The sequence below is a fragment of the Janthinobacterium sp. SUN206 genome (assembly GCF_030587305.1).
Lineage (GTDB): Bacteria > Pseudomonadota > Gammaproteobacteria > Burkholderiales > Burkholderiaceae_D > Janthinobacterium > Janthinobacterium kumbetense.
This window is the reverse complement of record NZ_JAPWIB010000005.1, coordinates 142,501-157,445: the sequence shown is the minus strand read 5'-3', so window position 1 is coordinate 157,445 and position 14,945 is coordinate 142,501. Positions and strand designations below refer to the sequence as shown.

Genomic DNA, 14,945 nt, shown 5'->3' with positions numbered 1-14,945 from the left:
AGTAGGTTCCTGAAATGGCGATCTAAGCCGTGCCGCCGACGGTAATGCCGTCCAGGCGCAAGGTCGGCTGTCCCACGCCCACGGGCACGCTCTGCCCTTCCTTGCCGCACACGCCCACGCCCGAGTCCAGGCGCATGTCGTTGCCGATCATGGAGACGCGGTTGAGCACGTCCGGGCCATTGCCGATCAGAGTCGCCCCCTTCACCGGGTAGCTGAGCTTGCCGTTTTCAATCATGTACGCTTCGCTGGCCGAAAAGACGAACTTGCCATTCGTGATGTCGACCTGGCCGCCGCCGAAGTTGACGGCATACAGACCGTTTTTGACGGAGGCGAGGATCTCGCCAGGGTCCTTGTCGCCGCCCAGCATGTACGTATTCGTCATGCGCGGCATGGGCAGGTGGGCGAACGATTCGCGGCGCGCATTGCCCGTCACGGGCATCTTCATCAGGCGCGCATTCATGGTGTCCTGGATGTAACCCTTCAGGATGCCATCCTCGATCAGGGTCGTGCACTGCGTGGGGTTGCCCTCGTCATCGATATTCAGGGAGCCGCGCCGGCCAGCCAGGGTGCCGTCGTCGACCACGGTGACGCCCTTGGCGGCCACGCGCTCGCCGATGCACCCGGAAAACGCAGACGAACCCTTGCGGTTGAAATCGCCTTCCAGGCCATGGCCGATGGCTTCGTGCAACAGTATACCGGGCCAGCCCGGCCCCAGCACGATGGTCATGGGGCCGGCGGGCGCCGGACGCGCTTCCAGGTTCACCAAGGCCGAATTGACGGCGTCCGCCGCGTATTGTTCCAGTACGGCATCGCTGAAATAGTCATAGCTGTAACGTCCGCCGCCACCTGCCGAGCCCGTTTCGCGGCGGCCATTCTGTTCCGCGATCACCGTCAGCGAGACGCGCACCAGCGGACGGATGTCGGCCGCCAGCACGCCGTCGCTGCGCAGCACCAGCACCACGTCATATTCGCCGGCCAGGCCCGCCATCACTTGCACGACCCTGGGATCTTTCGCCCGCGCCATCTTTTCCACGCGTTCGAGCAATTGCACCTTGGCCGTGGCGTCCAGAGAGGCGAGCGGATCGTTGGGCAGGTACAAGGACCGTCCGCCCTGCGGCTGCATCTGGCCCGCGATCTTGATCCTGCCGGCGCCGGCGCGGGCAATCGTGCGCGTGGCCGCAGCCGCTTCCAACAGGGCACGCTCGGAAATGTCGTCGGAATACGCAAACGCCGTCTTGTCGCCGGACACGGCGCGCACGCCCACGCCCTGGTCGATGGAAAAACTGCCCGTCTTGACGATGCCCTCTTCCAGGCTCCAGCCTTCGCTCTTGGTCGACTGGAAATACAGGTCGGCATAGTCGACCTTGTGCGTAAACATCGTGCCCAGGGCTTTCAACAGCTTGTCTTCGTCCAGGCCGAACGGCGTGAGCAGTATCTCGCGCGCCACGGCCAGGCTGGACAGATTGGGTTCAAATGGCTTCATAACTTTGCACTCGCTAATTATATTCAACTCATTCTCAGTACCTGACAGAAGCGTAGCGAGCGGCAGTGATTTGTGGCCGAGAAGCGCAGCCGTGCTTGAGCACGGTGAGCATCGCAGGCCGCAAAGCGCGACGCGCAGTAGCTTATGTCAGGTACCCTCACATAGTGCGGTGCGCCAGGGCTGGCAAGGATTCGCGCACGCCGGCCAAAAACAGCAGGTCGATCTCGCCGCTCACCACGCCCTCGCCTTCGGGCAACACGGCTTTCACTTCGCCCCACGGGTCGATCAGCATGCTGTGGCCCCAGGTGCGGCGGCCGTTCGGATGCAAGCCGCCCTGCGCCGAGGCCAGCACATAGCACTGGTTTTCGATGGCGCGCGCGCGCAGCAGCACTTCCCAGTGGGCGCTGCCCGTCGTATGGGTAAACGCGGCCGGCACGACGATCAGCGCGCAATCGCCCATGGCGCGGTAGAGTTCGGGAAAGCGCAAGTCATAGCAGATGGACAGGCCGACCCGGCCAAACGGCGTCTCGATCGAGCGCACCTGCGCACCCGGCACGATGGTGCGCGATTCGTTGTACGACTCGGCGCCGCGCGTAAAACCGAACAGGTGGATCTTGTCGTAGCGGCCGGCCGGTTCGCCTTGCGGGTCATACACCAGCGTGGTGTTGAGGACCTTGCCCTCCTCGCCGGAAATCAGGGGCAAGGTACCGCCGATCAGCCAGATGCCGTGCTGGCGCGCCATCTGCGCCATGCCATCCTGGATGGGTCCGCTGCCGGGCTGTTCCGCATGGGCCAGCTTGTCCGTTTCCTGCTTGCCCATGATGGCCCAGTACTCGGGCAGGACCACCAGCTGCGCGCCACCGGCGGCGGCCTGCGCCACCAGGCGGCGCGCCGTGGCCAGGTTGTCTTCCACGGAAGGCGAGGAAATCATTTGTACTGCTGCGACTGTATGCATCATTGCCACCTCTTCTCCATTCGAACGCCGCGCCTATTTCGCCACGGCCTCCGCCGCTGCGGCGGCAGGCACGGCGACAGGGTCCAATTTACCACCATCGAGCTTGGTCACGACGGGCGCTTTCCACGGCCCGGCGATCTGCATATGGTAAGTGAGCGCCTTCATCACGGGCGCACGCAGGAACAATTGCGCCAGGAAACTGCCCAGGCCGATGACGGGGTTGACGGCCAGCGCGTACACGAGCGGCCCCGTGCCCAGGTTGAATTCCGGGATCACCACCACGTGCAAATTCGTCGTTTCATTGGCGATATCGGCCGTGCCATCCATCAGTACGGTTGCCGCCACGCCATGCATCTTGAGGTTATCGGTGCTCACCACGCCGCGCTTGATGCTGGCGTTGGCCGTGATGCCGTCGAAGGCCAGGCCTTCGGAAAACACGTCGTGGAAATCGAGTTTCAGCAAGCGGGGCAAGGCTTGCAGGCTGAGCACGCCCAACAGCTTGGCCGCGCCCGGATCCTGCTTGAGGAACTGGCCCGATTCCACGTTCATCTCGATCTGCCCCGACAAGGTGGGGATGTCGAGCGAATACGGCAAGCCGTTCCAGGCGATGTCGCCGCTCAGGCGGCCCTTGCCGCGGCGCACCGTGTCGGCAAAGCCGAAGCGGTCGAGCAGCTTGCCCGCATCGACGATATCGAGGCCGAAACGCAGGCTGGTCGTGCTTTGCCCATCCTTGATGACCCATTTGCCATTGCCGCTCAGGGCGCCATCGGGATTCGACAGTTGCAGCTTGCCCACGCGCCACTCGCGCCCGCCCGCCGCCATGGTGTTATAGGCCTGCAACTCCAGCCGGCCGATCTTCTTGTTGAACAGTTCAAATTGCTCGGCGACGATATCGAGCGAAGGAATCGACTGCGCGCCGTTCTTTCCCTCCAGCAAATTCTTCACGTCGTTGGCGGCCGACTCCGGAATGATCAGCGACGACAGGCGCGCCGTCATCTTGCCCAGGCCGGACGGCGTTTCCAGCCAGGTCACATAGCCTGACACTTGTTTTGCATCAATATTAGCTTGCCACACATCCTTCTGGTGCGTGGCGCCCACGACCACGTTTTCCAGCTTGCGCTCGCCCAGCATCAGTTCGCTGGCACGGGCGGCCATCATGTCCGGCACCACGTATTGCGCGATATCGGGGGCATCGTCGGCGGCGCCGCTGTCGGTGGGCGCCGAGCCGCTGCCGGCGATCTCGCTGCCGGCGGCGATCCAGCTGTCCACGTCCAGGGTTTTCATGTTGACGTTGAACATCATGCCGCTGTCCGGTTCCGGCGCCGGCACGTTCACGCCGATGCCGCCACGCACCAGGCGCCAGGCGTCCTTGCCCTGCTTCTGGCGCTGGTAACGCGCGGCAATGCCGGATCCCAGCGCGATGCGGATATCGTCCGTGCGCAGGCCCGCGCCGTTGGCCGCATTGCCCGTCAAGGTGAATTTCACGGGCAGGCTGTCGCCGGCCGGCTTCTTCAGGGGAGCGGGGAAATCCAGGCCCAGGCCCGTCAGCGGCGACTCCACATTGACCACCACCTGGTGGTCGCGCGCCGTGATCAAGCCGCTGTAGCGCGCGCCGCCATTCAAATGTTTCGCCAGGCGCTGCAGCACGGGCGCCGGATACGTCTTGCGCAAGCCGTCGATGGTCATGTTGCCGGCAATCTTGACCTGGATGGAACTGTCCGCCTGCGTGCCGCCCGAGATGGCCAGCGGCCCGCCCAGCAGGCTGCCGTTCAAGCCGTTCAGGTTGACGCCCTTTTCATTGAATTCGATCTTGCCCTGCGTACCCAATACGGGCGGCATGTCGTGGAACAGCACCACGTCGTTGCCCGCCAGCTGCAAGCTGCCCTGCACGGTCGATTCGAGCATGCGCTCGATCGGCAAGTGCAATTTGAGGGCCAGCCTGGCGTTGCCCGTCGCCGTCGTTTCATCCGTGAAATGCTCGATCCAGCCCAGCACGGGGCTGGCCGTCACGTACTTGAGGAATTCCTGCATGGGGCCGGCCGCGTTGCCTTCAATGTCGAGCAAGGTGTCGAACACAGTCAGGTCGGGGATCACGGCTTTGACATTCGTCAAGGCCACGCCGCCCGTGATGGCCGTGTCGCCGCGGATTTCCATACGCGCCCGTTCAAACACGAAACTGCCCTTGATCTTGTCCGCCTGCGGCCACAGGGGCGCCTTGCCTGCCAGCGGGCCGCTTTCCGCAAATTCGCCGGGCGCGTAGTTCAGGGTGCCATTCTCGAGCTTGCCGGCCACGCGGAAATCGCCCCGATTACGCTGGGCCGGCGTGTCGGCCTTGAAGGGGAAATGCTCGAGTTCGCCGCGCAGGCGCAGGCTGACATCGCGCGCCACGCCGCCTTCCAGCGCCCCCGTCAGCCAGTGGCGCAGGTGTTCGGGCGTTTGCAGCGGCAGGTAACGGCCGATGGTGTTGATCTGGAAATTGTCTATCGTGCCCGTCAAGTCGACCTGGCCCAGGTTCTTGCCGTCGAGCGGCATGCGGTGCGTGCCTTGCAAGGCGACGCGCAAGCCTTGCTGATTGAAGTCGAGCTTGTCCAGCTCGACTTGCAACATATTCTCCGCTTCAAACGTCCAGCGCGCCTGCATGGCGAATTGTTCGAACGGCATGGCCGGTTCGCTCAGGTACGATGGAAACTGCAGCACCAGGTCTTGCGCATCGATAGCGATGCTGCCACCCTTGTCGTTGGCGTCGATGGTGCCGCTGAGTTTGTCAAAGCCGGGAATGGCCGGTGCGGCCGCCTGCGCGGGGCTGCTCGCCGTCTTCGCCACGGCCAGGCGCGCCGGCTGCGCATTCAGGCCCAGGTCGATGAGCTTGCCGCGCAGCCGGTAGCTGGCAGGAGTCGCCATCTCGCCTTCCCATTGCGCCGAGAAATCCTGCAAACGCCCGCGCGGCGCCAGGGCGTCGAGGCGCTGGCGCTGCTGTTCGCCCAGCGGCAGCTTGTCGGCCAGCGCGGCCAGGGTTTGCAAATCGAGCGACTTGGCCGTGATTTCCGTGCGCGCCGGCTTGCGCTTGGTGGCGGCAATGAAACGCTCGGACAGGGTCGTGGGCGGCAGGCTGAGACCGTCGCGTGTTTCTACCGCGAAATTCGTCAACTCCACCTGATGGCCATTCGCGCCAAAGGTGGGCTTGCCGTCCGGCACCTGCGCCGACAGCTCTTCTTTTGCCGAAATACGCCCGCTGACCGACAGCAAGTCGAGCGGGGCGATATGCTCGCCCAGCTGTGCCTGCACATCCGTCAAGCCCACGTCGGCCGTGAAGCCGGCCAGGCGCGCGTGATCCAGGCTCAACCAGGCGCGCAAGGCGCCCTTGCCCTGGCTCAGCTCGAACGGGTAATCGAGGTAGCGGCGCCAGGCGGCCAGGTCGGCGTTTTTCAGGTCCGCATACAGCTCGCCCTTCCACATCGACACATCCGAGATGCGCGTGCTGAAAGGCGGATGCGTGAAGTGAGCGCGCACATCGATGGGTGCGGCCAGGCTGGCGGGCGGCGTGGCCTGCAAGCCCAGCCGGTGGCTGCGCCAGCGGTTGCGCAGCAGCAAGTTGACCTGGGTTAAAGCCAGCTCCGGCGTGCCGCGCGCTTCGTCCGTCCAGCGCACCTTGCCGTCGCGAATGATGATGTCATGCTGCGACAGCAGCCAGTCGGCGCCCTTGCCGTCGCTGCCCTGGCTGCTGTCGACGAGCACGCCAGCCACATACAGCTTGCCATCCATGCTGCGCCGCACGTCCAGGTCGGGCCGCGTGATTTCCAGGGTAGTGAAGCGCACGGAACCGAGCACGCTCCACCACGACACGGTCGCCGAAATGCTCGGCAGGCTCAGCGCCTGGCGCCCCGCCTGGTCGCGCAGGGTCACGTCGCCGAGGAAGAGATTCGGCCGCACGCCATGCCAGGAAGCATAAATGCGCGCGATACTGACAGGGTTGCCCAGCGCGCGGCTGGCCGCCCGCTCGATATCGCCTTTGTAATAGTCGATATTCGGCAAGATAGCGTAGCGCAGGAATAAAAACAGCACGGCGAAGGCGAAATACGCCAGCAGCACCAGTTTGATGGTAAAACCCAATACATGGTGGGTGGCCAGGTTGGCCATGCGATAGGCGGCACGCAGCCTCTGCCAGCGCAGGGCCAATGGCACATGTTCTGTCACGCTTGCTTCTGGCGGTTTTTGCATCAATAAGCTAATAAACTGGCCCGGCGTCAAATAATGGCAAAAATCGTCTGCATTCGTGGTGCGCGCCTGCATCCTTGCGCTTGCGTCTGAGCAAAGCCTCCCTTACCATCGTCCGGAAGAGCACGCACTACCGGCGGTATACGGCCAGCGGCACAATTTTACCGCATCCCCCGCCGTTCGCAGCCAAGTTAAACAAGAACATGCACGCAGCATCCACGAGACCCTTACCGATACCATGAGCACACAGCCTTTGATTTCCGCCTCCCGTTTCTACCAGCGCTGGCTGGACGCCGCCCCCGAGCGCGCCGCGCAGGTGGCGCAACTGGTGCGCGCGCCGCTGGACGGGCTCGACTTTGCCGCCGAGCTGGCCGCCCAGGCGAACGCCGCCACGCCGCCGCTGCCGCCAGAACGGGCCATGCGCCGCCTGCGCAACCTGCTCGTCTGCGGCCTGATCGCGCGCGATCTTGGCGGCCAGGCCGACTTGAACGAAGTCGTGACCGCCATGACGGGTTTTGCCGATTTCGCCATCCGCACGCATGTGGACGCCATCATGGCCGAGATGGTGGCCCTGCACGGCATGCCCGTCGGCGAGGAATCGGGCGAGGAACAAGCCTTGATGGTGCTGGCGATGGGCAAGCAGGGCGGCGGCGAGCTGAACGTCTCGTCGGACATCGACCTGATCTTTGTCTACCCGGAAGATGGCGATACGCAAGTCACCTTGCCGGGCCAGCGCAGCCTGTCCAACCACGAGTTTTTCATTCGCATGGGCAAGAAACTGATCGCCGCCCTGGCGGAGATCACGCAAGACGGTTTTACTTTCCGTGTAGATATGGCCCTGCGTCCGAACGGCAATTCCGGCCCGCTGGCCGCCAGCCTGGGCATGGTGGAACAGTACCTGATCGTGCAAGGGCGCGAATGGGAGCGCTACGCCTGGGTCAAGGCGCGCGCCGTGACGGGCAAGCCGGAAGACATCGCCGCGCTCGACGCCATCGTGCGCCCCTTCGTCTTCCGCCGCTACCTCGATTTCGGCGTCATCGATGCCATCCGTACCATGCATGGCCAGATCCGCGCCGAGGTCAACCGCCAGGAGCGGCTGCATCCGGACCGCAGCAACAACGTCAAGCTGGGCCGTGGCGGTATCCGCGAAATCGAGTTCCTCGCGCAAGTGTTTCAATTGATACGGGGCGGGCGCGACGCCGAGCTGCGCGAACGTTCCACGCGTGCCACCCTGCGCACGGTGGCAGACAAGGGGCTATTGGAGCCGGCCATCGTGGAACAATTGCTGGGTTCCTACACTTTCCTGCGCAACCTGGAACACCGGCTGCAGTATCTTGACGATGCGCAAACCCATACCTTGCCCGCGAACGAGGCCGACCGCCTCACCGTGGCGCAGATGATGGGTTTACCCGACACGCCCACCCTGCTGGCCCAGCTGGAAGCGCACCGCGTGTTTGTCGCCGGCCAGTTCGACGAAATGTTCAGCGACAAGAGCAGCGGCACGCCGCCGGCCGACACGGACATCGACCCGCAAACGTCGAACGACTGCGCCGCCTCGGACCAGCAGGAAGCCATCGAGGCGCGCTTCGCCGCCCTTGGTTTCCATGAACCGGCCGCCTGCGCGCGCCGCCTGCTGGCCACGTGGCAGGCGCCGCGGCTGCAATCCTTGCCCGAGGCGAGCCGCACGCGTTTAGTGGCCCTCGTCAATTCCGCCCTGCCCCTGATCACCGATTGCTCCGTGTCCAACGGCAACGCCAGCCAGCTGGCCACCCTGGGCCGCCTGCTCGATTTCCTGGAGGCCATCGCGCGCCGCTCGGCCTATCTGTCGCTGTTGACGGAATACCCGCATACGCTCGAGCGCGTCGTGCGCATGGTGTGCGCCAGCGGCTGGGCCGCCACCTTCCTCACGCAGCATCCGATACTGCTCGACGAGCTGCTCGATGAACGCATCCGCAATACGGTGCCTGACCCGGCCGCGCTGGCGCTGGACTTGCAACGCCAGCTCGACGACGCGCCCGGCGACACGGAGCGGCAGATGGATATCCTGCGCGAAACACACCACGCGCAGCTGTTCCAGTGCCTAGCGCAAGACCTGGCGGGCGACCTGAGCGTGGAGAAGCTGGCCGATTACCTGTCCCAGCTGGCCGACATCATCGTCGCCGCCACCGTGCAAGCCGTCTGGCAAACCTTGCCCACGCGCCACCGCGAGGTGCCGAAATTCGCCGTCATCGCGTACGGCAAGCTGGGCGGCAAGGAGCTGGGCTATGTCTCGGACCTCGACGTCATCTTCCTCTTCGACGACGACGACCAGGAAGCGCCCGGCCTGTACGCCAAGCTGGCGCAGCGCTTCATTACCTGGATGACCTCGCACACCTCGGCCGGCATTCTGTTCGATATCGACATCGCCCTGCGTCCCGACGGCGCCTCGGGCATGCTGGTTTCCAGCGTGCAAGCCTTCGAGCGCTACCAGGGCAGCGCGGCCTGGGTGTGGGAACACCAGGCGCTCACGCGCGCGCGCTTCTGCGCCGGCGATGTCGGCATCGGCAAGCATTTCGAGCGCATCCGCGACACGATCTTGCGCAAGGAAAGGCCGGAAAACGGCCCCCTCAAGGGCGAAGTGGTGGCCATGCGCAAGAAGATGCTGGACGCCCACCCGCCCCGCCCCGGTAACTTTGATCTGAAACAAGATCCGGGCGGCATGATCGACATCGAGTTCATGGTGCAATACCTGGTGCTCCAGCATGCGGCGCAGTACCCGCAGCTGACGGCCAACTCGGGCAATATCGCCCTGCTGCGCCTGTGCGGCGAACTGGGGTTGATCGACGCCCAGCTGGCCGCCCTGGTGGCCGACGCCTACCGCGCGCTGCGCAAGCTGCAGCACCAGCTGCGCCTGCAAGGACAGGACCTGGCCCGCGTGGAACCGGAAAGAGTGCGCGTGCATGCGGACCACGTCATGCGCCTGTGGCAAGCCATCTTCGGCGCCACCGCCTGAGGCCGGCCCGGGCATGCCGCTTCATTACCTGTCCCGCCTGAGCGGATCGGCGCGCGATACGCAAGCCAATCTGCAGCTGGGCTGCGTGCTGGCGCTGGTGGCCGGCGCCGTGAATGCGGGCGGCTTTCTTGCCATCGGCGGCTATACCTCGCACATGACGGGCATCGTCTCGGGCATGGCGGATGACTTGGCGCTGGGCAATATCACGCTGGCCCTGGCGGCGCTGGGCGCGTGGCTGGCCTTTGTCAGCGGCGCGGCCGTGACGGCCATCATGGTGAACTGGGGCAAGCGGCGGCGCCTGCACAGCCAGTTTGCCGCCAGCCTGCTGCTGGAAGCGGCCCTGTTATTGCTGTTCGGCTTGACGGGCAATTACCTGGCCACCATGCCCGACGTGCTGGGCCCCGTCACCATCTTGCTGCTGTGCTTTGTCATGGGTTTGCAAAACGCCATCATCACCAAGATTTCGGGCGCCGTCATCCGCACCACGCACGTGACGGGACTGTCCACCGACATCGGCATCGAACTGGGCAAGATGGCGTATTACAACCGGCGCCACCTGCCGGACCGGATGGTCAAGGTCAACCGCGGCAAGCTGAGAACCCACAGCCTGCTGATCGCCTGCTTCTTCATCGGCGGCGTCAGCGGCGCCCTGGCCTTCAAGCACATCGGCTTTCCTGCCGCCACCATCCTGCTCGCCGGCGTGCTGACCCTGCTGTCGGGCGTGCCCGTGCTGCGCGATTTGCGCCTGCTGTGGCGCTTTTACCGGCGCCGCCTGCACATCCTCCGTTAGCAAAAATATTTTTCTTTAAAGCAATAAAATACTGGTTTTAATGCTAATATTTTTCTGCGTCTGGCCGGTTCACCATGCCTGCCGTGGCGGCCTTTTGATTTGACACCCTACCGTTGTCCAATTGTGAAAGCGAGAAAAATGATTTCCATCAAAAAAGCCCTGTTTGTCTTTGCCACTGCCGTCGGCATCGCTGCCTCGTTTGCCAGTAACGCGACCGAACATGCACGCAGACCGCCGGATACGTGCACCTATCTCTTGAACAGCTGCTATCAGGGCAATAACAATGACTGCGAACTCTGGTACGCACAGTGCGCCAACGTCGACCCTGAGTAAGCGGACTAAAGCAACAGACGAAAAAAAACGCCCCGAAGGGCGTTTTTTTATGCGGTCAAAAGATTACTTGGCCGACATCAATGCAACGGTGGTGTCGAGCATGCGGTTCGAGAAACCCCACTCGTTGTCGTACCACGACGACACTTTTACCAGGCGGCCCGACACTTTGGTCAGGGTCGAATCGAAGTTCGACGACGCCGGGTTGTGGTTGAAGTCGATCGAGACCAGCGGTTCGGTCTGGTACGTCAGGATGCCTTCCAGGGCGCCTTTCGAAGCGGCCTTCATCAGCGCGTTGACTTCTTCCACGGTGGTGTCGCGCTTGGCGATGAAGGACAGGTCGACCAGCGACACGTTGATGGTCGGCACGCGGATGGCGAAACCGTCCAGCTTGCCATTCAGCTCAGGCAGCACCAGGCCCACGGCGGCAGCAGCGCCCGTCTTGGTCGGAATCATGCTCATGGTGGCCGAACGGGCGCGACGCAGGTCTTCATGCATCACGTCGGACAGCACCTGGTCGTTGGTGTAGGCGTGCACGGTGGTCATCAGGCCCGTTTCGATGCCGATGGCGTCGTTGAGCGGCTTGACCAGCGGTGCCAGGCAGTTGGTGGTGCACGAAGCGTTCGAGATGACGGTGTCCGTCGATTTCAGCACGGAGTGGTTCACGCCGAACACGACGGTCGCATCGACATCCTTGCCGCCTGGTGCCGAAATGATGACTTTTTTCGCGCCGCCCTTCAAGTGAGCCGAAGCTTTCTCTTTGGTGGTGAAGAAGCCCGTGCATTCCAGCACGACGTCCACGCCCAGCTCGCCCCATGGGATTTCAGCCGGGTTGCGCTGTGCGAATACGCGGATCGGATCGCCATTGACGATCATGTTGTCGCCTTCGACGGTGACCGTGCCCGGGAACTTGCCGTGCGCGGTGTCGTAGCGGGTCAGGTGGGCGTTCGATTTGGCATCGCCCAGGTCGTTGATGGCAACGATCTGGATATCCTGTTTCTTGCCGCCTTCGTAGAAAGCGCGCAATACATTACGGCCGATGCGGCCGTAGCCGTTGATTGCAACTTTGATCGTCATACTCTGCTCCTGATTAAAAAAAAAGGTATCAGCACAGCACCCCGGCCAGCACATGACCAGGGTCTGCTCAAAATCAATATTAGCCAGCGATAACGGCTTTAACCTTGGCTACGACATTCTCGACCGTGAAGCCGAAGTGCTTGAACAGCACGCCGGCCGGAGCCGATTCGCCAAACGTGTCGATACCGACCACGGCGCCTTCCAGGCCCACGTATTTGTACCAGAAGCTGGTCACGCCCGCTTCGATGGCCACGCGCGGCACGCCTTTCGTCAGCACGCTGGCCTTGTAGGCGGCGTCCTGGCGGTCGTACACGTCGGTCGACGGCATCGACACCACGCGCACGGCGATGCCTTCGGCAGCCAGCGCGCTGGCGGCGGCGACGGCCAGTTCCACTTCGGAACCGGTGGCGATCAGGATCGCCTTGGCATCGGCCACGTCGTTCAGCACATAGCCGCCGCGGTAGATGTTCTCGATCTGTTCGGCGCTACGCTCCTGGTACGGCAGGTTCTGGCGCGAGAAGATCAGGGTCGACGGACCATCCTTGCGGCGCACGGCGGCGCCCCAGGCAGCAGCCGACTCGACGGTGTCGCACGGACGCCAGTTGTCCAGGTTCGGGATCAAACGCATCGACGAGACGTGCTCGACCGATTGGTGCGTCGGGCCGTCTTCGCCCAGGCCGATCGAATCGTGGGTGAACACGAAGATCGAACGCAGTTTCATCAGCGCGGCCATGCGCAGCGCATTGCGGCTGTAGTCGGAGAACGTCAGGAACGTGGCGCCGAACGGAATGTAGCCGCCGTGCAAGGTAATGCCGTTCATGATGGCGCTCATGCCGAATTCGCGCACGCCATAGTTGATGTGGTTGCCAGGCTGGCCCGAACGCACGGCCACGCACTCTTTCCAGTTGGTCAGGTTCGAACCGGTCAGGTCGGCCGAGCCGCCCAGGAATTCCGGCAGGGACGACGCCAGCGCCTGGATGGCGTTCTGGCTGGCCTTGCGGGTGGCGATGTTTTCTTTCTTCTCGACGCAGGAAGCGATGGCGGCCGACAGCGCCGTTTCAAACGCGGCTGGCAAGTCGCCCTGCATGCGGCGGCTCAGTTCCGCGGCTTGCTGCGGGAATTCGCGGCCATAGGCGGCGAAACGCTCGTTCCAGTCCGCTTCCAGCAGGGCGCCTTGCTTCTTGGCATCCCAGGCTGCGTACACGTCGGCCGGCATCTCGAACGGGGCGGCATCCCAGCCGATGTATTCGCGTACGGCAGCGATTTCCTTGTCGCCCAGCGCGGCGCCGTGGACCTTGTCGCCGCCTTGCAGGTTCGGCGAACCCTTGCCGATGATGGTCTTGCAGCAGATCAAGGTTGGCTTGCTGGCCTTCTTGGCGGCGGCGATGGCGGCAGCCACGGCGGCAACATCGTGGCCGTCGACGGCGCGGATGACGTTCCAGCCGTACGCTTCGAAGCGGGCCGGGGTGTCGTCCGTAAACCAGCCTTCGACTTTGCCGTCGATGGAAATGCCGTTGTCATCGTACAGGGCGATCAGTTTGTTCAAGCCCAGGGTGCCGGCCAGCGCGCACACTTCGTGCGAAATACCTTCCATCAGGCAACCATCGCCCACGAACGCGTAGGTGTAGTGGTTGACGATATCGTAGCCAGGCTTGTTGAATTCAGCGGCCAGCAATTGCTCCGACAGGGCCATGCCGACGGCGTTGGCGATACCCTGGCCCAGCGGGCCGGTGGTCGTTTCCACGCCTGGCGTGACATCGACTTCCGGGTGGCCCGGGGTTTTCGAATGCATCTGGCGGAACGCCTTGATGTCATCCATCGACAGTTCGTAACCGGTCAGGTGCAGCAGCGCGTAGTGCAGCATCGAGCCGTGGCCGTTCGACAACAGGAAACGGTCGCGGTTCTGCCATTTTGGATTCGCGGGATTGTGGCGATAGTGACCGCTCCACAGGGCAACTGCAATCTCGGCCATGCCCATCGGCATGCCTGGATGGCCGGAGTTGGCCTTTTGTACAGCGTCCATTGCCAGTGCGCGGATCGCATTGGCCATTTTGGTAGTCGGGAGCGTAGTTGTCATGATGGTATGGGTCAGTCGCGAGTTTGGAATTCGTTTGCAACAGCACGGACAGGGAAGCCGGCTGCTTTCTGTGGTCAAGTATTTTACCAGACTGGGGGGCCGCAAATTAGAATTGCGGCGTACTGGCCCGCCAAATGGCTATACTTTGACGTCTTTCCACCCCACTTATACCCCCGTTGAGGATTTGCATGCCGCGTTTTTTCTGTCCCCAGCCGCTCGTTGCCGGCACCACCATCGCCCTGCCGGAGGCTGTCGCCCACCATATCCAGGTCGTGCGCCTGGCGCCGGGCGACCTGATCACCCTGTTCAATGGCGAAGGGGGCGAAGTGCAGGCGAGCCTGGTGACGGTCGCCAAGCGCAGCGTGACGGCTGAAATCCAGACGCACGTGGCGCGCGAAGCGGAGCTGCCGTATGCCGTGACCCTGGCGCAGGCCTTGCCGGAAGCGTCCAAAATGGACTGGATCATCGAAAAAGCCATCGAACTGGGCGCGGCGGGCATCGTGCCGCTGTCGGCGCAGCGCTGCGTCGTGCGCCTGTCCGCCGAGCGGGCCGAGAAAAAACTCGCGCATTGGCAAGGCATTATCGTTTCCGCTTCGGAACAATGCGGGCGCAACCGCCTGGCCCAGCTGGCGCCATTGCAGGATTTCAATCACTGGAGCCGCCAGCAAGATTTGCATAAACGCATCATTTTGACGCCGCGCGCGGAGCAGTCGCTGGCCGACTGGGCCCGCCACCAGCCGCCGCAGGCGATCACCGTGATGGTGGGCCCGGAAGGCGGCTTTTCGGAAGCGGAAGAAAAGGCAGCGCTGGCCGCCGGCGCCATCGGCCTGGCCATGGGCCCGCGCATCCTGCGCACGGAAACGGCAGGCCTGACGGCGCTGGCCACCCTGGCGGCATTGTGGGGCGGGATGTAAGAGGCCAGAAACCATATTGAAGGCAACGCCGGGGGCGTTCCCACGCCTGCCGTGGACATAGCCAAAAAAAATGCCGCCCCCTGTCTGACAGGGGGCGGCATTTTTACTGAAA

9 protein-coding genes are annotated in these 14,945 nt (G+C 63.5%); 4 read left to right on the top strand and 5 right to left on the bottom strand.

Annotated features, from left to right (window positions below):
* Positions 1-22: 22 nt before the first annotated feature.
* The 3 genes from tldD to O3300_RS24015 form a co-directional block, all read right to left on the bottom strand.
* Positions 23-1,483 (bottom strand): metalloprotease TldD, encoded by a 1,461-nt coding sequence (tldD, locus tag O3300_RS24025; protein WP_289899860.1) that lies wholly within the window; start codon positions 1,481-1,483, stop codon positions 23-25.
* 157 nt (positions 1,484-1,640) lie between these two features.
* A complete protein-coding gene (locus tag O3300_RS24020; RefSeq protein WP_077400273.1) occupies positions 1,641-2,441 on the bottom strand; it encodes a carbon-nitrogen hydrolase family protein in 801 nt (266 codons plus the stop codon).
* 30 nt (positions 2,442-2,471) lie between these two features.
* Entirely contained in the window at positions 2,472-6,632 is a 4,161-nt protein-coding gene (locus tag O3300_RS24015; RefSeq protein WP_369812322.1) for a YhdP family protein, read from the bottom strand.
* A gap of 259 nt (positions 6,633-6,891) precedes the next feature.
* On the opposite strand from O3300_RS24015, the gene glnE reads away from it, so the two are divergent.
* The 3 genes from glnE (at position 6,892) to O3300_RS24000 (ending at position 10,768) form a co-directional block, all read left to right on the top strand.
* Positions 6,892-9,645: a bifunctional [glutamate--ammonia ligase]-adenylyl-L-tyrosine phosphorylase/[glutamate--ammonia-ligase] adenylyltransferase gene (glnE, locus tag O3300_RS24010; protein WP_369812321.1), complete on the top strand. Its 2,754-nt coding sequence runs from the start codon at positions 6,892-6,894 to the stop codon at positions 9,643-9,645.
* Between the two features lie 13 nt (positions 9,646-9,658).
* Positions 9,659-10,435 (top strand): YoaK family protein, encoded by a 777-nt coding sequence (locus tag O3300_RS24005; RefSeq protein WP_251349804.1) that lies wholly within the window; start codon positions 9,659-9,661, stop codon positions 10,433-10,435.
* 138 nt (positions 10,436-10,573) lie between these two features.
* Positions 10,574-10,768, top strand: a complete 195-nt coding sequence (locus tag O3300_RS24000) for a hypothetical protein (RefSeq protein ID WP_251349803.1) — start codon at positions 10,574-10,576, stop codon at positions 10,766-10,768.
* A gap of 63 nt (positions 10,769-10,831) precedes the next feature.
* Here O3300_RS24000 and gap read toward each other — a convergent pair whose 3' ends face one another.
* Both gap and tkt read right to left on the bottom strand, forming a co-directional pair.
* Positions 10,832-11,842, bottom strand: coding sequence for a type I glyceraldehyde-3-phosphate dehydrogenase (gene gap / locus O3300_RS23995; RefSeq protein WP_305054321.1), 1,011 nt, complete (start codon positions 11,840-11,842; stop codon positions 10,832-10,834).
* A gap of 79 nt (positions 11,843-11,921) precedes the next feature.
* On the bottom strand, positions 11,922-13,919 hold the full coding sequence (gene tkt / locus O3300_RS23990; RefSeq protein WP_099665305.1) for a transketolase: 1,998 nt from the start codon (positions 13,917-13,919) through the stop codon (positions 11,922-11,924).
* A 188-nt stretch (positions 13,920-14,107) separates the two neighbouring features.
* On the opposite strand from tkt, the gene O3300_RS23985 reads away from it, so the two are divergent.
* Positions 14,108-14,833 (top strand): 16S rRNA (uracil(1498)-N(3))-methyltransferase, encoded by a 726-nt coding sequence (locus O3300_RS23985; protein ID WP_305054320.1) that lies wholly within the window; start codon positions 14,108-14,110, stop codon positions 14,831-14,833.
* The last annotated feature ends 112 nt before the right edge of the window (positions 14,834-14,945 follow it).